The 19,448-nt window shown below is 39.1% G+C and carries 21 protein-coding genes; 9 read left to right on the plus strand and 12 right to left on the minus strand.

Going from position 1 to position 19,448, the window contains the following annotated elements; all coding sequences use genetic code 11:
* Positions 1 to 65: 65 nt before the first annotated feature.
* The 4 genes from ACYQ0E_RS11920 to speD are packed head-to-tail and all read right to left on the minus strand — an operon-like array spanning position 66 to position 3,058.
* Positions 66 to 482: an OsmC family protein gene (locus ACYQ0E_RS11920; RefSeq protein WP_460188442.1), complete on the minus strand. Its 417-nt coding sequence runs from the start codon at positions 480 to 482 to the stop codon at positions 66 to 68.
* 22 nt (positions 483 to 504) lie between these two features.
* On the minus strand, positions 505 to 1,707 hold the full coding sequence (locus ACYQ0E_RS11925) for a type III PLP-dependent enzyme (RefSeq protein WP_460188443.1): 1,203 nt from the start codon (positions 1,705 to 1,707) through the stop codon (positions 505 to 507).
* Positions 1,704 to 2,552, minus strand: a complete 849-nt coding sequence (gene speE / locus ACYQ0E_RS11930) for a polyamine aminopropyltransferase (RefSeq protein ID WP_460188444.1) — start codon at positions 2,550 to 2,552, stop codon at positions 1,704 to 1,706. The genes ACYQ0E_RS11925 and speE overlap by 4 nt, the downstream gene beginning before the upstream one ends.
* Positions 2,549 to 3,058: an adenosylmethionine decarboxylase gene (speD, locus tag ACYQ0E_RS11935; protein ID WP_460188445.1), complete on the minus strand. Its 510-nt coding sequence runs from the start codon at positions 3,056 to 3,058 to the stop codon at positions 2,549 to 2,551. Before speD ends, speE begins: the two co-directional genes overlap by 4 nt.
* A gap of 401 nt (positions 3,059 to 3,459) precedes the next feature.
* Between speD and ACYQ0E_RS11940 the strand changes: the two genes are divergently transcribed.
* Positions 3,460 to 4,098, plus strand: coding sequence for a 2OG-Fe(II) oxygenase (locus tag ACYQ0E_RS11940; protein WP_460188446.1), 639 nt, complete (start codon positions 3,460 to 3,462; stop codon positions 4,096 to 4,098).
* Between the two features lie 264 nt (positions 4,099 to 4,362).
* Here the strand turns inward: ACYQ0E_RS11940 and ACYQ0E_RS11945 are convergent, their stop codons facing one another.
* Positions 4,363 to 5,169: an RMD1 family protein gene (locus ACYQ0E_RS11945; RefSeq protein ID WP_460188447.1), complete on the minus strand. Its 807-nt coding sequence runs from the start codon at positions 5,167 to 5,169 to the stop codon at positions 4,363 to 4,365.
* Here ACYQ0E_RS11945 and ACYQ0E_RS11950 point away from each other — a divergent pair.
* The gene (locus ACYQ0E_RS11950) at positions 5,158 to 5,289 is read left to right on the plus strand and encodes a hypothetical protein (protein WP_460188448.1); all 132 of its coding nucleotides are present in this window, start codon (positions 5,158 to 5,160) and stop codon (positions 5,287 to 5,289) included. The genes ACYQ0E_RS11945 and ACYQ0E_RS11950 overlap by 12 nt on opposite strands.
* 25 nt (positions 5,290 to 5,314) lie before the next feature.
* Here ACYQ0E_RS11950 and trpC read toward each other — a convergent pair whose 3' ends face one another.
* The 7 genes from trpC to rpe form a co-directional block, all read right to left on the minus strand.
* Positions 5,315 to 6,118, minus strand: a complete 804-nt coding sequence (gene trpC, locus ACYQ0E_RS11955) for an indole-3-glycerol phosphate synthase TrpC (protein ID WP_460188449.1) — start codon at positions 6,116 to 6,118, stop codon at positions 5,315 to 5,317.
* A gap of 50 nt (positions 6,119 to 6,168) precedes the next feature.
* On the minus strand, positions 6,169 to 6,579 hold the full coding sequence (locus tag ACYQ0E_RS11960) for a YbaN family protein (protein ID WP_460188450.1): 411 nt from the start codon (positions 6,577 to 6,579) through the stop codon (positions 6,169 to 6,171).
* Positions 6,580 to 6,630: 51 nt separating this feature from the next.
* The gene (gene trpD / locus ACYQ0E_RS11965) at positions 6,631 to 7,659 is read right to left on the minus strand and encodes an anthranilate phosphoribosyltransferase (protein WP_460188451.1); all 1,029 of its coding nucleotides are present in this window, start codon (positions 7,657 to 7,659) and stop codon (positions 6,631 to 6,633) included.
* 22 nt (positions 7,660 to 7,681) lie between these two features.
* On the minus strand, positions 7,682 to 8,266 hold the full coding sequence (locus ACYQ0E_RS11970; RefSeq protein ID WP_460188452.1) for an anthranilate synthase component II: 585 nt from the start codon (positions 8,264 to 8,266) through the stop codon (positions 7,682 to 7,684).
* A gap of 25 nt (positions 8,267 to 8,291) precedes the next feature.
* Positions 8,292 to 9,797, minus strand: a complete 1,506-nt coding sequence (gene trpE, locus ACYQ0E_RS11975; protein ID WP_460188453.1) for an anthranilate synthase component I — start codon at positions 9,795 to 9,797, stop codon at positions 8,292 to 8,294.
* A gap of 408 nt (positions 9,798 to 10,205) precedes the next feature.
* Positions 10,206 to 10,883, minus strand: a complete 678-nt coding sequence (locus tag ACYQ0E_RS11980) for a phosphoglycolate phosphatase (RefSeq protein ID WP_460188454.1) — start codon at positions 10,881 to 10,883, stop codon at positions 10,206 to 10,208.
* Between the two features lie 125 nt (positions 10,884 to 11,008).
* Positions 11,009 to 11,713: a ribulose-phosphate 3-epimerase gene (rpe, locus tag ACYQ0E_RS11985; RefSeq protein ID WP_460188455.1), complete on the minus strand. Its 705-nt coding sequence runs from the start codon at positions 11,711 to 11,713 to the stop codon at positions 11,009 to 11,011.
* A 125-nt stretch (positions 11,714 to 11,838) separates the two neighbouring features.
* Here rpe and ACYQ0E_RS11990 point away from each other — a divergent pair, with 125 nt between their 5' ends.
* The 7 genes from ACYQ0E_RS11990 to ACYQ0E_RS12020 all read left to right on the plus strand — a co-directional run bounded on the left by ACYQ0E_RS11990 (position 11,839) and on the right by ACYQ0E_RS12020 (position 19,448).
* Entirely contained in the window at positions 11,839 to 12,321 is a 483-nt protein-coding gene (locus ACYQ0E_RS11990) for a phosphate-starvation-inducible protein PsiE (RefSeq protein WP_460188456.1), read from the plus strand.
* Between the two features lie 44 nt (positions 12,322 to 12,365).
* Positions 12,366 to 13,256, plus strand: a complete 891-nt coding sequence (locus ACYQ0E_RS11995; protein WP_460188457.1) for a phosphoribosylaminoimidazolesuccinocarboxamide synthase — start codon at positions 12,366 to 12,368, stop codon at positions 13,254 to 13,256.
* 41 nt (positions 13,257 to 13,297) lie between these two features.
* A complete protein-coding gene (gene bioD, locus ACYQ0E_RS12000) occupies positions 13,298 to 14,029 on the plus strand; it encodes a dethiobiotin synthase (RefSeq protein WP_460188458.1) in 732 nt (243 codons plus the stop codon).
* A gap of 132 nt (positions 14,030 to 14,161) precedes the next feature.
* On the plus strand, positions 14,162 to 15,439 hold the full coding sequence (locus ACYQ0E_RS12005) for an O-acetylhomoserine aminocarboxypropyltransferase/cysteine synthase family protein (RefSeq protein WP_460188459.1): 1,278 nt from the start codon (positions 14,162 to 14,164) through the stop codon (positions 15,437 to 15,439).
* A gap of 336 nt (positions 15,440 to 15,775) precedes the next feature.
* Entirely contained in the window at positions 15,776 to 17,170 is a 1,395-nt protein-coding gene (locus ACYQ0E_RS12010) for an RNA-binding domain-containing protein (protein WP_460188460.1), read from the plus strand.
* A 2-nt stretch (positions 17,171 to 17,172) separates the two neighbouring features.
* Positions 17,173 to 17,475, plus strand: a complete 303-nt coding sequence (locus ACYQ0E_RS12015) for a hypothetical protein (protein ID WP_460188461.1) — start codon at positions 17,173 to 17,175, stop codon at positions 17,473 to 17,475.
* 23 nt (positions 17,476 to 17,498) lie between these two features.
* Complete coding sequence (locus ACYQ0E_RS12020) at positions 17,499 to 19,448, plus strand: site-specific DNA-methyltransferase (protein ID WP_460188462.1); 1,950 nt, start codon at positions 17,499 to 17,501, stop codon at positions 19,446 to 19,448.

Raw genomic sequence — 19,448 nt, forward strand, 5'->3', positions numbered from 1 at the left:
CTTCTTTTTAAAGAATTAAATTTACCAGGCCTGGTAAATTCATTTTTATTGGTGTAATGAATATTTTACGCTTCAATAATCTCATAAGAATGGGTCATCTCTGCGGTTTTTTCTAACATTTTAGATACTGAACAATATTTATCTGCTGATAGTTCAACGGCACGTTTGACCTTTTTTTCGTTAAGATCGCTACCTGTTACTGTAAAGTGCAGATGTATTTTAGTGTAAATCGCTGGCACAGCATCAGCACGTTCAGAGGTAATTTCCATCTGGCAGTCCGTTACGTTTTGCTTGCCCTTTTCCAACATCATCATAACATCAATCCCTGAACAACCGCCCAGACCCATCAGTAATAATTCCATTGGACGAGAACCACGGTCTTCACCCCCAACCTCTTGAGAAGCGTCCATCATCACCTTATGACCGCTTGATGAAGTTGCCTCAAATGCTTTTTTACCTTGCCAATTTACTAAAATACTCATGCCTTTTACCCCTTAACGGATTTTAAAATGCGTCGGTTTCTGGATCAAAAATATCTTCCACCACAACAATTTTTGGCTTTGGATAATAGTTGAATTCCGTAGCAGAAGCAATAGTATAAGCGCCCATTTGTTTACCAATTAAGATATCTCCAACCTCCATTTCTGGTAATTCAATATCTTCTGCAACCACATCAATACTGTCGCACGTTGGACCAGCTAATACGCTTGGAAAAAACTCACCCGTTGCTTCAAATTGTTTTAGTGGAGCTATTGGGTATTTAGCGTGGTCAAACATTTGCCCACTAAATCCGCCGTATACACCATCGTCTAAGTAATACCAAGTTCTGGCACCACGCTTAGCTTTGCCTACAACTGAGACAACCTCAATCATAGACGGTGCTGAAATAAAACGACCTGGTTCAGCAAAAATTTCCATGCCTTCTGGTAGCTCAGATAATGCTTCCATAACCGGTACACAAAACTCATCAATTGGCAAAACGTCTTCTTGATAAGAAACCGGAAAACTGCCACCAATATCTAAGAACTTCCAGTTCACGTTATTCATTACCTTAATTGCCGCCACGCTAGCGCGCACAGCATTTACTTGTGTCATAGGTGAAAGTGACTGAGAACCCACATGAAAAGATAAGCCAACGACTTCAATACCATTTGACTGTGCAAACTCTACAATAACGGGTAGTTCTTCTAAAGAACAACCAAATTTACGCGATAAATCCACAACCGCTTGCTTACTTCTAAAACTTACACGCGCAATTAATTCTACTTGCCCTGCGTATGGTATAAATTTTTTAAGTTCTTCAAGGTTATCCACCACAAAACGATTACAACCAAACTCTAAAGCTCGTTTAATCTCTTTGTCTTTTTTAATTGGGTGTGTGTGAATACACTGATTACCCTTAATGCCTAAAGACTCTACTAAATCGACTTCTCCACTGGTTGCCAAGTCAAAATAACTGCCTAGCGACTTTAAACGTTTAATTAATTCAGGATGTGACAAAGCCTTAAGCGCATAAAATAGTTTTACACCAGGCAAGGCCGCTTGTAACGACTTATATTGGTACTCTACTTCACTTAAATCTAGCACCATAAATGGCGTTTCGTGTTTGGCAACTAACTCTTCTAAGCTGGCACGGTCAAACTGTTCCAACACATCTGGGTGGGTCTCTTCAGCAAAATGCTGTTCTAACTCAATATTGTTCATCATTTCAGACAATCCAAAACATATTGCGGTAAGGCAAAACTTGCTTTATGTACCGCAGGGGTATAAAAACGAGTAGAAAGATTGGCCGCTTGGTAGCGTGTTTCAATAGTTTCTAACGAAACATTTTTAAGGGCTAAGTTGTCGGTAGCCCAGGCAAATGTCATAATCCCACCAACATAAGTTGGCACCGCACCACTGTAAAAACTGGCTTCAGTAAACAGCGGTGATAAACGCTGGTAAGTTGTCGCTACTTCTTCGGTTTGCAAAAAGCTCACGCCGTTTTGGGCAACAAACACGCCACCTTCATTTAGACAATTTTTTATCCCTTGGTAAAAACGTGAAGTAAATAAAACTTCGCCAGGCCCAACAGGGTCTGTTGAATCAGAAATAATCACATCAAATTTTTCAGTGCACTGGTTAACAAAGTCCACGCCATCAGCAATCACAATATTGGCTTTAGGGTTGTTAAATGCGCCCGCAGAATGATTTGGTAAATACTGAACACACATATCTATCACTTGCTGATCAATCTCTACCTGCGTAACTGATTCAACCATCTCGTGCTTTAATACTTCACGCAAAATACCGCCATCACCACCGCCAATAATTAATACTTTTTTGGCGTGACCATGTGCCAACATAGGCACATGAACCATCATTTCGTGATATATAAATTCGTCTTTTTCAGTGGTTTGAATCACGCCATCTAGCGCCATTACCGTACCCCATTGGCCATTATTAAAAATAACCAAATGTTGATGATCGGTATTTACTTCAAACAACACTTCATCAATTACAAATTGCTGCCCCCAAGTTGGGTATAAGGTTTCTAGATAACTTTTACTCATGCGATAGCCAACTCATGTTCAACCACTTCACCGCGTAAAATAGTATCCACCTTAATTTCATTTGGATTAAAGGCCGCTTTTAATACATCAATGGCTTTTTCTGGTTGTGCATCACCACACATAAACACATCAAATGCCGCATAGTTACGTTCTGGCCAAGAATGCACACTAATGTGAGATTCAGCCAATACCGCCACACCCGAAATACCGCCATTTGGCGTAAAATGGTGTAAATGAATATGTAACAAAGTCGCTTTTGCTTTTTCTACGGCGGCTCTTAACGATTTTTCCATCAATCCAAGGTTATCGAGCTCAGTTGCTCCCCAAAAATCAACAATTAAGTGCGTACCCGCAAAGGTTTTACCGTCACGGCAAATAAAGTGATCTTGAGTTTGGTCCACAACCGCTTGATCATGGGTTGGCCAAGAATCATCGATGACTGTGGTTTTTTCAATTACTTCAAAATGGTCGTTACTCGTGACCAGAACGTTTTCTGAATTTGGCATTTTTAGATTACCTTATAAAACACCCGAACAAGGCCGTTGCGGATGAATGATTAATAATAGGGACTAGAAGCTAGTTACCCAATAGTTCACAAACAAAGGCTAGTTTGCGAACCCCAACCACGTAGCTTTATCTACGTGAGGTGTTAACCATTTTTCTTTCTGTTGCCGTCAGCAAAACGCTGAAGGTTTCTGTGTGAAAAAGGAAGAGCGTATTATTCGTTATTTTTTAAATAAAGCAAGCAATTTTTTTCATTTTTTTCACCTAATCAATTATCTCCCCATCTTATTGATATACAAGGTAATACCTTGAATATAAAAATAGCGTTTTTGTGCATATTTTGATTGCTCTAACCTAAAAATAGGCGCATAATTTCGCCCCCTTCATTTTGAGCATTACTCTATTGAATTTTACGACTGAAAATATAACAACACTTATAGACAATTTAGTTGAGTACGGCTGGTATGAATGGCCTAATGCCATCTCTCACTCTATGTGTGAATGCTTACTTGCTGAAATTGAAACCTATGATGAACTCGGTGCTTTACAACGTGCTGGTATTGGGCGAGGTGAGCAACATCAGCTAAATAATAAGGTGCGTACAGATGAAATAAAATGGCTAGATGGGCGCTCTGAATCTCAGTTGCAATATTTTGAAGCCATGCAACAACTGCAAACCGAAATGAATCGTGCTCTGTTTTTAGGGCTGTTTGAATACGAATGCCATTATGCACTTTATCCCGTAGGCGGCTTTTATAAAACACACCGTGACAGCTTTAAAGGGCAAGCGAACCGAATGGTAACCACCGTATTGTACTTAAACCCTGACTGGCAAGACAATTGGGGAGGTGAATTGGTGTTGTATAACGATAATCAAACCGAACAAACCGCTAAAATAAAACCCGAAATGGGCAAAATGGTTGTTTTTATGAGCGAGCAAATACCGCATGAAGTTTTGCCTACTCATCAACCTAGAGCCAGTGTAGCCGGTTGGTTTAGACTCAACACCACAACCGCCGTTACCATTGACCCGCCACTTTAGTTTTGGATGTTGAATGTTGAATGTTGAGTGTTTGAATTGAACCACGAAGACACGAAGGCACGAAGATTTATAGCCACTTAAAACTGTAACCTATACTTTTATTAGCCAAAGTATCATAAGTATTTATTTAACAAACCTAAATAACCTATAACCGAATGTAGCAGATATTAAATTTTAAATTTCTTCGTGCCTTCTCGGCGCTACAGCCGAGTTCTTCGTTTCGTGGTTAATATTCTTTTAAAGCCAACAACATATTTAGTTCGGTTAATGGTTAACGACACCAAATATACCTAATAAACTCATCACTACTTCAGCCACAATCAGCCAAATAATAATCCACTCTAAAAAAGAGCTGTGTTTGTGGTTGTATAAATCCATCATCATACTAATATCTTCTTTAAGCGTATTCAGTTTGTAACTTAACACCTCAAAACGATCATTTAGCTCTAACGCTTCTGCCAAACGATTATATAAACGTTCATAATTTTCATTATCCCAAAGCACATTGGGCTTATCTAATAGACGTAAGTCTAAAACCATATCGTGCCTTAATAAGCTAATTTCTTCGGCATAATCGGCAAATTTATGGCGTTTCATCCAAGCTAAACGGCCCGAATCATTCACCATATCTCGACCTTTACTGAAGTAACGGTTTACTTTATTTTCAAAGCGTTCTAATCCCACACTTTGGGAAACGACTAAAGCGACAATCATTAACGGCCATAAACTAAACTCGGCTAATTCAATCAAATCATTAGACACAGCAGAACCTTGGTTTACATCGGATTTTTGTTTAATTAAATAATCTTGATGCAATACCGTTTCTTTAAAATTCTTGGCATTTTCAATCCCCAATAAAGACAGGGTTTCCAGCACTTTTTGTTGTGGCCAATTAATAAAGGTTAATACTGAAAACTCAGTAAAAAAAAGATAACGATTCTCCTCTAATTCTGCGTAATAACAAGCTTCAATTCCTTTATTCAATTTTATATTGAGCGTTTCAGAAATTTGTAAGCGTGATAAAACCACAGGCATATTAATAGAGATTAAAGTAAAAGATTGAGCAGACATAAGCTTCCTAAATTCAATGAGGATATTGAACAAAAACTGTCTATGGGAGAGATTCTTGAGACAAAAAAAGCCTGGCAAATTCAAATTTACCAGGCCTGGTCATTTTATAGTAAAAAATAAAAATGCTATATTATTATTTACATATTTACACAAATAATTCGGCTAACTTTTCACCTGGATTTTCCGCACGCATAAAGGCTTCGCCTACCAGGAAACTATTTACGTGATGTTCACGCATTTTTTTCACATCATCAGGTCCTAAAATGCCACTTTCAGTAATGACAATTCGGTCATCTGGGATTTTATCTAACATTTTAATGGTAGTCTCAAGAGAGACATCAAAAGTGTGTAAATCACGGTTGTTAATACCAATCATAGGTAATGGCAAACGTAAGGCACGATCAAGTTCATCTTCATTGTGCACTTCTATTAATACATCCATACCAAGCGTTAAGGCGGTTTGTGTTAGCTCAAACATTTGGGCATCACCAATGGCAGCGGCAATTAATAAAATACAGTCTGCACCAATAACTCGTGCTTCATAGATTTGGTAGTCATCAACAATAAAGTCTTTACGAATAATCGGTAATTCAACCGCTTCTCGTACTTTCATTAAATATTCATTTGAACCTTGAAAGAAATCTTTATCGGTTAATACCGACAAACACGCTGCGCCATTAGCTTGATAACTTTTGGCAATCTCTACTGGGTCAAATGGGTCACGTAACACACCTTTACTGGGTGAGGCTTTTTTGATTTCCGCAATCACGGCAGATTGCCCTGCATCAAGTTTTGCTTGCATTGCATCTGCAAAGCCACGAGTTGGTGTTGTAGCCGCTATCAAGGCTTTTTGTTTCATCTCTCTAAGGGGAATTCGTTCACACCCTTCTTGAATTTCTTCTAGCTTGCGAAATATGATCTTTTTTAAAATGGTTGGTGTACCACTCATAGGATTTTCCTTTGTTCTACGTTTTTTTTAATAACGCATACTTTTAATAACTATTTTTTAATACTCTTTTTTGTAGCAATTTTTTCAACGGGTGCTTCGGCTATACGCCACATAAAGAAAAGTAAAATAATGGCAATGCAAATCAGCATAAGTTGCAACCATGGCCTGCCTATTAATATGGCAATAGAAAGGCTAAACATAAGAACAATTACCCAAGTTGCTCTTACCTTGGTTATTCTTAGCATGGTATGTTCTTGTTCCCATCGTTTAAGATCTTGACCAATCCAACGATTATTAAGCAATGCTTGGTGAAAACGTGGTGAGCTTTTAGCAAAACAAGCCGCTGCCAAAATCATAAAAGGCGTAGTGGGTAATATAGGTAAAACAATTCCGATTAAACCCGTTATAAAACTAAGCACACCTAAAACAAAATACGTGTGGCGTTTTACGGCATGCATCATGTTAAATCACCTTTTACCAGGCCTGTATATTCTCTAATGGGATTTAATCATTTACGCGTTAGAAAACGATTGCGTTTTAGCAATAAACTCATCCATTTTGGCTTGCGCTAAACCGTCTGCAATGACCTGTTTTGCTAAATTTACACCTTCTGAATAAGAATTTGCCAGACCAGTTACATACAATGATGCACCTGAGTTTAAACAGACAATATCTTTTGCTGCTGAATCTGTATTAGCAAATACCGAACATATAATGTCAAGACTCTCTTGCGCTGAAGTGACTGATAATGCTTTTAAGTCAACATGGTTCATTGCATGATCTGCAGGGTCAATTTGCCACTCAGTTACTTCACCATGCTTTAATTCAGCAACATAAGTTTTATCACCAATACTAATTTCATCCAAACCATCTGCAGCATGAACGACCATTACATGATTAGAGCCCAATCTTTGTAGTACTTTAGCAAACAATACCGTTAACGCTTTATCGTACACGCCAATGACCTGAAAAGGGGCTTCTGCTGGATTTGTAAGAGGCCCAAGCATATTAAAAATAGTACGCACACCTAACTCTTTACGCACGCCAATCACATGCTTCATAGCACGGTGATGCGCCTGAGCAAACATAAATCCAACACCTGTTGTATTAATACATTCTGCAACTTGCTCTGGGGTTAAATCCAAGTTTACCCCAGCGGCCTCTAAGACATCCGCGCTCCCCGATTTACTTGAGATTGAACGGTTACCATGCTTTGCAACCGAACCGCCCGCTGCCGCCACCACAAAAGCACAAGCGGTTGATATATTGAAGGTACTCGCACCATCACCACCTGTTCCACAAGTATCAATCAGCTTAGACTTATCTTCTAATTCAACAGGCGTGGCCAAGCTACGCATAACTTGAACCGCAGCCGTAATCTCTTCAAGCGATTCACCTTTCATTCTCAATGCCGTTAGAATGCCAGCAACTTGCGCTGGAGTTGCTTTACCAGACATCAATTTATGCATGACAGATTCCATCTGCTCAGCGTGAAAATCTTGTTTAGCCAATAAGTGTTCTAATGCGGCTGTTAATTCCATGATTTAATCCTTTTAAACAATCTTATTTATGCTGTTCAAGAAAGTTTTTGAGCATTTGATGCCCTTGATTTGTCAAAATTGATTCTGGATGAAACTGCACACCTTCAATGGCAAACTCTTTATGTCGAACGCCCATAATCTCGTCAAATTCGCCATTGGCATCTTGAGTCCAAGCGGTCACTTCTAAACAATCTGGCAAAGTATTTTGGTCAATCACTAAAGAGTGATAACGTGTGGTTTGCACCGGATTCGGCAGGCCTGCAAACATACCTGAATCTTTATGGTAAACCGGTGAGGTTTTACCGTGCATCACTTCTTTGGCACGTACAATATTACCACCAAATGCCTGACCAATACCTTGATGCCCAAGGCACACACCCATAATAGGAATTTTGCCTGCAAAGTGTTTAATCGCTTCAACCGAAATACCCGCTTCAGTTGGTGTACATGGGCCTGGTGAAATCACTAAATATTCAGGGTTTAATGTCTGAATCGTTTCTAAATCTATTTGGTCATTACGATACACTTCAACCTGCTGACCTAATTCACCAAAGTACTGCACAATGTTGTAGGTAAAAGAGTCGTAATTATCAATCATTAATAACATGAGTTTATCCTTATTCAACCGGTAACTAACGGTGACCTGCATCTGGGTTATCGGTTTTCATACCTTCGGTCACAAATTGGGCCGCTCTAAAGATAGCGCGTCCTTTATTCATCGTTTCATCCCATTCTGATTGAGGAACCGAATCGGCCACAATACCTGCGCCAGCTTGTAAAAAAAGCTTATTGTCTTTTATTACAGCGGTACGAATGGCAATGGCCGTATCCATATTGCCATGCCAACCTAAATAACCTACGGCTCCGGCGTAAATACCACGTTTAACGGGTTCAAGTTCATCAATGATTTCCATAGCGCGAACTTTGGGCGCCCCAGAAACCGTACCAGCCGGAAAAGTAGCCCGTAATACATCCATCGCCGTCATTCCAGGCTTGGCTTGCGCGTTAACGTTAGACACAATGTGCATCACGTGAGAATAACGCTCTACCACCATTTTTTCAGTTAAATCGACTGAGCCAACTTGCGCAATACGCCCTACATCATTACGCCCTAAATCAATTAACATTAAATGCTCGGCACACTCTTTAGGGTCGTTTAACAAATCCTGTTCAAGCTCAGCATCTTGCTCAGCCGTTAAACCACGACGACGAGTACCTGCAATAGGTCTAACCGTGACTTGATTGTCCTCTAAACGCACTAAAATCTCTGGCGATGAACCCACAATTTGCATATCGTCTAAATCTATAAAGAACATATACGGTGATGGATTTAAATAACGCAAGGCGCGATATAAATCGATAGGAGAAGCGTTGTAATCTACTGACATTTGTTGAGAGATTACAATTTGCATGGCATCGCCAGATAAAATGTACTCTTTTATTTTTGCCACTGCATCTTTAAACGCTTGTTCACCAAAACTCGATGAAAAATCAGATTCGGTCAAAACCTCTTTGCATGGTAAATCAGCTGGCACATTCATTTGAACACTGAGTTGAGCTTGAATTTCATCTAATCGAATAACGCCATCACTGTAAGCATTTGGGTTAGATAAATCGGCATTTACAATAACGTGAACTTGACCACTTAAGTTATCAAACACCACAAGTTCTTTTGAAACCAATAACTGAATATCAGGCGCCCCAATATCATCTTGTGCTGGCGTGCTATTTTTTAGTCGTTCTTCAACATAACGAACCGTATCGTAACCAAAATAGCCTACCAAACCACCATTAAAAACCGGCATGCCTGGACGCTCATACACTTTAAACTGGTTTTGATACGCTTCTACCCAAGCTAAAGGGTCATCAGCCACTTGTTGCTGTACCACTTCGCCATCACAAATTTCTTTAATTTGATTGCCTGAAATTTCTATTCGAGTACGGCACGGTAAACCAATAATAGAGTAACGCCCCCACTTATCACCGCCCTGTACTGATTCAAATAAATATGAATAAGGGCCTTTAGCTAACTTGTGGTACACACTGAGCGGAGTATCGTAATCCGATAAAACGGTACGCATAACCGGCGCAAAGTTGTAACCTTCTTTGGCTAAATTGGCAAAAAGTTCGTTGCTCATTTTTGATCTGCCTTTGGGTTTGACGAGGTGGATAAAGATTTGTTTTGTTTTCTGTCTAAATATTTAAATAAGATAGCACGCTTAATGCCTGCAAGAGAACAAAATAACGGTCGAAAAATTTCTAGTAACAATGCTTTAATAAAAGCCATTTTGTGCATCCTTATTGTTAATACAAATCTTTCGTATTTTTAGGTTGTTTTAAATTTTACCAGGCCTGGTATTCCCTGTGGTCATCTAAAATCGTATGAACATAGGGTAAAAACAACCAGATAGCCTAAATAAAAATATGAAATAGCAATCAGATTGCCTTGTAGCTTGAGGAAATTCAAGGCAAAGATAAGGACGCTTACAAATGTGAGTGACCGTTCTCTAACGCAGAAGTTGCCAAGCTACGAGGTGAACTGATTGTTACTTGGAGGCCAAGTAGTCTTTAAACTCTAAAAATGAGTCCGCGACAACATCGGGGTTATAGTCACGAATATCTTCACCGTGGTTATAACCATAAGTCATACAGAAAATATGAAAACCTGCAGCACGAGCAGCTTTAACGTCTGAACGTGAATCTCCAATCATTAGTGCGTTTTCTGGCGCAACACCTAATTGTTCTGCTGCATATAAAAGCGGCATTGGGTGTGGTTTTTTCTCTGCGCAAGTATCGCCCGATACAATCACTTCAAAGTAATCAAACAACCCTTTGTCTTTTAACAATGGAATGGTAAATTCTTCTGCTTTATTGGTGACACAAGCCACACGGTAACCTTGCTCTTTAATCCACTCAATACCTTCAATAACACCATCATACACACAGCCGCGCTGTGAGTTATTGTGTTTATAAAGTTCTAAATAAATTGGGTAGGCTTTGTCTTTTAACTCTTGATCTGGCATACCTTCAACTGAGTTGATTAATGCGCGTTCTACCAAACGTTCAACACCATTACCTACCCAGTTACGCACTGCAGCTTCACCGCGAAGAGGCATACCTAGTTGCTTCATCATCTCATCGACGCAATAGGCTAAATCGGGTACGCTGTCGATTAATGTTCCATCTAAATCAAATAAAACAAATCCTGGTTTTAACTTTTCCATATTATTCTCTTTTTATGTCTTTTTGCCTCAAATTTTCTTGAGGATTGCTTTCCCTTAAAACCACAAAACGCCGGCGCCCATTTCTGAGTGGCCAGCGTTCTGGTGAAAAAGCTAAACTTTAAATTTTAGGCTTTTGCTAACTCTTCACGCATTTGCTTAATAACCGTGTCATAACGGTTAGCATCTGAAGCGTTGGCTTTTCCAAAAATACCAGAACCTGATACAAACGTATCGCAACCTGCGGCAGCCACTTCACGAATATTTTCAACTTTAACACCACCATCAATTTCTAAACGAATATCACGGCCAGAAGCGTCGATTAATTTACGTGCTGCTTTTAGTTTTTCTAGTGATTGTGCAATAAATGATTGACCACCAAAACCAGGGTTTACAGACATAATTAAAATCATGTCAATTTTATCCATTACGTGCTCTAGGTGCGATAATGATGTGGCTGGGTTAAAAACTAAACCTGCTTTAAGGCCGGCGTTTTTAATTAAACCTAAATCACCGTCAATGTGCTCAGACGCTTCTGGGTGAAAGGTAATAAAATCAGCACCAGCAGAAGCAAAGTCACCAATAATACGGCTAACAGGCTTAACCATAAGGTGTGCATCAATTGGCGCGTTTACGCCTTCTTTAACCATAAAGTTTTTTAACGATTCGCAAACCAAAGGCCCAATTGTTAAGTTAGGCACATAATGGTTATCCATTACATCAAAATGCACTACATCCGCACCTGCCGCAATGACGTCTTTTACGTCTTTACCTAACTGAGCAAAGTCAGCAGATAAGATTGAAGGAGCAATCCAATTTTCTTGTTTAGCCATGTTTACATACCTTATATCTATAAATGTTTAAAAAATAATTCGTGCATTTTAACAGTATCCATTAAAATGGCAAAAAATCTTTAAGGATAATGCTCCTTATAAAGTGATAAACCAAGGTAAAAACCATGATAGAAGAAGAAAGTTCAGTACATAACGAGTCTTCCCGAACAAAAGATTACTCTTACATGCGTAAACAGCAAAAACGACCAATACATGATCGTATATTAGGCGAAGCCATTCATATCTCTGAATATATTGGTTTATTGGTCATTACTATCGCAACGCTATTTGCTGGAACAGGTGAAGTTATTCACATGATTCAAGTACGAGAAGTCACGTTAGGTGATTTGCTTTTACTCTTTTTATACCTTGAAGTATTAGCCATGGTGGGTATTTACCTTAAGTCTGGTAAATTGCCTATTCGTTTTCCAATTTATATTGCCATTGTTGCCCTAGCTCGTTTATTAATTTTAGACCTAAAATCTTTAAATGAGTGGGAAATGATTGCCATTGGTGGCACCATAACGCTATTGTCTATCGCGGTACTCATTTTACGATATGGTCATTTTAAAATGCCCTACGTATTAAATCGTCGTAAAGATGATTAACAACAAACTTTCGAACTAAACCCCAAATTTACAGGAATGCCTCTATGCAAGCACTTTATGAATCTAGCTTAACAAGCCTACCTCTCATTAATAAAGGTAAAGTTCGAGACATCTATGATATCGATGAAAACCACCTATTAATTGTTACCACAGATAGAATCTCTGCTTACGATGCCATTCTGCCAACGCCAATCCCTGGTAAAGGTCGCATACTGACTGAAACGGCGCAATTTTGGATGAGAAAAATGCAAGACATCTTGCCAAATCAATTAGCAGAAGGTTTAAACCTGGCTGATTACCTAACCCCAGAAGAGTTAAAGCAACTTGATGGGCGTGGCATGATTGTTAAAAAACTTAAACCTTTGCCTGTTGAAGCCATTGTGCGTGGTTATTTGGTCGGTTCGGGGTGGAAAGAGTACAAAAAGACCCAAAGTGTTTGCGGAATAGACTTACCAAAAGGTTTAAAACAAGCCGCTAAATTACCTGAACCTTTATTTACGCCGTCTACCAAGGCTGAACAAGGTGATCATGATGAAAACATTAGCTTTGATCAGCTTGTTACCATTATGGGTAAAGAGAAGTCCAAAGCCGTACGTGATTTAAGTTTAAAACTGTACACCACGGCCGCTGACTTTGCTTTAGAGCGCGGTATTATTATTGCCGATACTAAATTTGAATTTGGTGAGGATTCTGAAGGCACTATCTACTTAATTGATGAAGCCTTAACCCCAGATAGTTCACGTTTTTGGCCCGCGTCAAGTTATAAAGTAGGTAGCAACCCACCAAGTTTTGACAAACAATTTATTCGCGATTATTTAGACAGCCTAGACTGGGATAAAAATCCAGCGACGGGCCCTGAACTGCCTGAAGAAATTGTTATGCAAACTTACGATAAATACCGTGAAGCGCAATCACGCTTAATTGAAAACTTATAACGTTTATATGAAGCCTTTTGTCATGCGAATTTGTGCTTAATATGTCTTTAAAAGCACCTATTGATTCGCCTTTTTTTAAAGCCACCAATGCTTTTACCAGGCCTGGTAAAACCGCGAGTGGTTTTTTTATTACCGGTACAGATACGGATGTGGGTAAAACCTATGCTTCGGGCTGTATTGCTCACACTTTAATAAGTGCGGGCATAAAGGTCATACCGCGCAAACCAATCGCTTCTGGCTGCATAAAACAAAAAGATGGCAGCCTGGTAAGTGGCGACGCTTTATTTTTACAGCAATCTTGCCAATCTATTGAAGCAATCAGTACAATTTGTCCTTATCAGTTTGAGCCCCCTGTTTCTCCACAAGTTGCTATTCAACAAGCAGGATTAACCATTACCACTAATCAATTAGCAACCGCTTGCGGCTTGCCTAAATCGCCCAGTGAAAACACCCTATATTTAGTAGAAGGCGCAGGCGGTTTTTATTCACCACTATGCTCAGACGGTTTAAACCTAGACTTAGCCAAAGCCTTAAACCTACCCGTTATCTTGGTGGTAAAAAATCAGTTAGGCTGTATTAACCACACCCTGCTCACATTAAATGCCATTGAACAAGCCGGGCTACAAACATTGTGTATTGTGCAAAACTTTATAGACAAAACGAATCATCTTAACGGTATAGAAAACTGGACAGACATTCCTATCTTCCAATTACCTACTGATAAAAATCAAGCCATTAAAAAAATTTCTGGATTCTTTTCATTAATATCTTAAAGCTAAAAAAGATTCTCTAAACTAAGTGAAATTAATAAGCTCTAATGTTTTTGTCTTTTCATCATTTTTTTTCTAATATACACGGCCAATTACAAAATACCTTACAACATATAAAAAAACAAAGGATGCTCCATGAAACTCGAAACCATTGCTATACATGCTGGCTATACCGCCGAAGAAACCACTAAATCGGCTGCCGTACCAATTTATCAAACAACTTCTTACGCATTTAATGATGCACAACATGCCGCTGATTTATTTGATTTAAAGGTACCTGGTAATATCTATTCTAGAATGATGAACCCAACTAATTCGGTTTTAGAAACTCGTGTTGCAGCAATGGAAGGTGGTGTTGCGGCATTAGCAGTATCTACAGGTATGTCTGCCATTACTTACACTTTGCAAACCATTGCTGAAGCAGGCGATAACTTTTTAAGCGCCAGCGAACTTTATGGTGGAACCTATAATTTATTTGCCCACACTTTGCCACGTCAAGGTCTTGAAACACGCTTCTTTAATAAAGATGCTACCAATGATGAAATTAGCGCTCTAATCGATAACAAAACCAAAGCGATCTACTGTGAAACCATTGGTAACCCTTCTGGTGGTATTGCTGATGTTGCGCGTTTAGCAGACATTGCACACTCACACGGTATTCCATTAATTGTGGATAGCACCGTGGCAACGCCAGTGCTTTGGAAACCGATTGATGATGGTGCGGATATTGTGATTCATGCTGCCACAAAATACATAGGTGGTCACGGCACAACCCTAGGTGGTGTTATTGTTGATTCAGGTAAATTCCCTTGGGCAGAACATGCAGATCGTTTTCCACTATTAAGCACGCCTGACGTTTCTTATCACGGTGTAACCTATACAGATGACTTTGGTGCTGCGGCCTTTATTGCACGTTGTCGTGTAGTGCCATTACGTAATATGGGTGCAGCCTTATCGGCGCAAAGTTCTTTTCAACTAATGCAAGGTTTAGAAACACTAGCATTACGTATGGAACGCACTTGTGAAAACACCCAAAAAGTTGCGGAATGGTTAGAAAATCATGACCTGGTTTCATGGGTAAATTACGCGGGATTACCAAGCCATAAAGACCACGCTTTAGCCAAAAAATACATGAACGGTAAAGCCTCAGGTATTCTAAGTTTTGGTCTAAAAGCTGGGCGTAAAGGCACAATTAAGTTCTATGATGCGCTTAAATTAATCATTCGTTTAGTCAATATTGGTGATTGCAAAACTCTAGCCAGTATTCCTGCCGAAACCACTCACAGACAGTTAAATGCCGAAGAGTTAAAATCAGCGGGTGTCACAGAAGACATGGTGCGTTTATCTATAGGAATTGAACATATAGACGACATTTTAGAAGACCTAGAACAGGCTTTAAAAGCATCCGTTTGATTTTGAATGTTTGATTCTATTTTACCCTATGCTCACACCATTTTAGATGGCCATAGAGCATACCAGGCCTGGTAATTTTTGTTTTACCCTATTGCCCACACCATTTTAAATGGTCACAGGGCATACCAGGCCTGGTAATTTAAAACCTTTAACCCTGCGCTGTTTTTTGCCACAATAATACAGACCTATTCTGAATAAAACCAAAACAAACACCATTTCATTATTTACCCGATTACACAATTAGCCCCCAGAGATTAAAGATGACACCAGGCCTGCTAACTTGTAAAATCACTGATTTATATGATTCATTCCGCCTGTCAGCCAGTGAGAAAACCTTTGCAAGAATCAAACCGTATTGAATTTAAACGTCAATTAACCAGTGGCCTAGAAAAAGAGGTTATTGCTTTTTTGAACTCGCCTCACGGCGGTGAAATTTATATAGGTGTGGATGACAAGTCTCAACAAGCCATAAAATTAGATGATTTAGACAGTCTGCAACTCAAAATCAAAGACCGTTTAAAACACAATGTTTCGCCATCTGCTTTAGGGTTGTTTGATGTTTTTGTTACAGATTGGCAAGGCACAAATATTATCAAAATCGTCATAGCGAGTGGTTCTGCAAAACCTTACTATCTAACGAAATATGGCATGGCACCTAAAGGCTGCTTTTTGCGAATTGGTTCCGCGTCCGAACCTATGCCAGAGCAAATGATTTCTAAACTGTTTGCCACTCGCACCCGCAACTCTATTGGCAATATTCGTTCTCAATATCAAGATTTAACCTTTGAGCAGCTTAAAATATACTATGAAGCCGTTGGTTTGCCACTTAATCAGCACTTTGCTAAAAACTTAGAGCTGCTTACCGAAGACGGTAAATACAACTACGCGGCTTATTTACTTGCCGATCAAAATGGTAACTCAATCAAAGTAGCCAAATATGCGGGTACAGATCGTATTGATTTAATTGAAAACGAAGAGTACGGTTACTGCTGTTTAATTAAAGCCACCAAAGCCGTTCTAGATAAAATTAAAATAGAAAATCGTACCTTTACCCAAATCACTTCAACCACCCGCAAACAACGACAAATGCTTAATGACATTGCGGTACGAGAAGCCGTGATTAATGCCATTGTACACAACGATTACACACGAGAAGCCCCGCCTAAATTTGAATTTTTTAGCGACCGATTAGAAATCACCTCAACAGGTGCATTGCCCGAAGGCATGGATAAAGACGATTTTTTTAGTGGCATCTCACACCCACAAAACAAAGTCTTAATGCGTGTATTTAGAGATTTAGAAATGGTCGAGCACCTAGGTTCTGGCGTGCCGAGAATCTTGCAACACTATTCTAAAGACAGTTATGTTTTCCTAAGCAACTTCACGCGAATAGTGCTGCCCTATGCAGAAGGCTTTATAGAATCACTGACTAAAAATGAACCAGCTACCCCACAAACTACCGGACAAGTATTGGGTAGCACTACCCAAGAAACTACCCAAGAAACTACCCAAGAAACTACCCAAGAAAATGAACAAGGTAGTGAACCAAGTACACAAGAAATAATTCTTCAACTTCTTGTTAAAAATCCAAACCTCACTAGAAACCAACTTGCAGAAAACTTAAACATCACGGCAGATGGTGTGAAGTACCATCTTCAAAAACTCAAGCAGCAAAATAAAATTATGCGAGTGGGTTCAACCAAAGCAGGGCATTGGAAAGTGAAGGATTAAACGTGGCAAGTTTTGAACAAGAGTCTGAAAATTTAATTTGGTATTTGAATGAATGGACTTGGCAGCTTGAAACGTTAAAAGTTGATCATCTCGAGTATTATGGTTTACCGTTAGAATCTGTAAATTTATTGAATGTATTAATTGAGGATACCAAGGCTTTACCTGAAAATGATGAGGAAGGGGTCTACCCAAGTCGTGAATTAATAGAATGGTTTATTGATTTAGTTGATAAAAGCCATTCATGGCAAGAAATTGAAGATGTACTTCGTCAAAAATTAATTGATAGCTGTAAAATAACTGGCTAAACCAAGCAAACTGGAAAGTTGAAATGAAACCTGTAGAAAATAATGTAATAGAACAAGAATCCATACAAGAACGTAACTTAGAAATATTGCTAAAAAACTTTCCAGGGGTTGTCTCAACGGGTGAAGATGGTGAACTAGTAATTAATGCCGAGAAGCTTAAACTGGCCTTAGATCCCAAAGCACGCATTGAAGAAAACGGTTATGAGCTAAATTGGGTGGGTAAAAAAGAAGCCTACCATCAAGCCTATGCCAAACAAGCCAAAATATTGCAGCCACTAACAGATGACAGCAAACTCAATGACAGCAATGACTTTTTAGCGGATACGACCGAAAACATCTTGATTAAAGGCGATAACTTAGAGGCCTTAAAACTCCTTAAAGCTAGTTACTTTGAGCAGATAAAAATGATTTATATTGATCCGCCATATAACACAAAATCGGAAAACTTTATCTATCGCGATAACTTTACGGATTCTGAAGAAGCGATTCTGGATGAACTGGGTTATAGCACGGAATACAAAGACTACATTGAAAATATCCAAGGCGCACGCACCCATAGCGGCTGGCTGAGTTTTATGTTTCCGCGCTTATTGCTGGCACGCGATTTACTCAAAGAAGACGGCGTAATTTTTATTTCGATTGACGACAATGAACAAGCCAATTTAAAACTGCTATGTGATGAAGTGTTTGGGGAAGCAAATTTTGTTGCCAATATTGTTTGGCAAAAGAAATATTCAGTATCTAATGATGATCCAGGAATAGCAGCAATGCATGACTACATTTTGGTTTATCAGAAATCAGATAAGTTTTCTCGAAACCTATTGCCTAGAACAGAAAAACAACAAGAACGCTACACTAATCCTGATAATGATCCTCGTGGTGTCTGGACATCTGGTGAATACGTCAGCAGTAAATCTAAAGCAGAAAGACCAACGCTTTGGTATGCAATTAAACACCCTATTACAGGTAAAGAAATTTGGCCCGATGAAAATGCTGTTTGGCGTTATACGCAAGAAAAACATTTGGAGCTAGAAAACGATAATAGACTTTACTGGGGAAAAGATTTTAATTTCTCTAAACCTCGTCTAAAAAGATTTTTGGCTGAAATCCAAGATGGAGTAGTCCCGTCTACTTGGTGGGATTTTACTCAAGCTGGACATAACGATGCTGGCCAAAAAGAAACTGCGGCAATTTTAGAAAAAAAAGTTTTTAGCACGCCCAAGCCCTTAAAGCTGTTGAAGAGGATTATTCATATTAGTAATTCAAAAAATGACGTTATCCTAGATTTCTTCGCGGGCTCAGGAACAACTGGTCAAGCGGTCATGGATTTAAATACTGAAGATGGCGGCAACCGTAAATTTATTTTGGTGCAATTACCAGAAGTGATTGATCCAAAAAAACAAACTAGTGCCTATGAATTTGTGACCGAAGAACTTGGCAAAACAGAAGCGACCATTTTTGAAATTACCGCCGAACGCTTGCGCCGTGCGGGTGACAAAGTCAAAAAAGATCATGCCGATAAAGAAGGTATAGAAAATCTTGATATTGGTTTTAAGGCCTTTGAAATTAAAGATGATCCGTTACAACAGTTCTATAAACCTTTACATGAAGTTACGGCTAATGACTTAGAACAACTTGAAATGGCTCTTTCTCATGATAGTGTTGAAACCAGTTTAAATACTATTTTAGTGAATTTATTATTGGCTGAAAAGTTACCGCTTTCTACCCCTATAATCACCTTAAACGAGGGTGCCTTATACCAAGCCGATAACGTGTTGTTGGTTATTAATGCAGTTGATTTGGCAGAAATTAAATTGCACCTAGAGGTTTCACCAGGCCTGCCTAAAATTGAATATATCTCTGTTTATTCCCCCAATATTACCCATGAAACCCGAGATCAGTTTAATCAAGAGTTGATCCCAGCCATACAACAGATGGGATTAGATATTGCCCGATTGCGTTTTAGAGGGTAG

Source organism: Thiomicrorhabdus hydrogeniphila, from assembly GCF_054656895.1.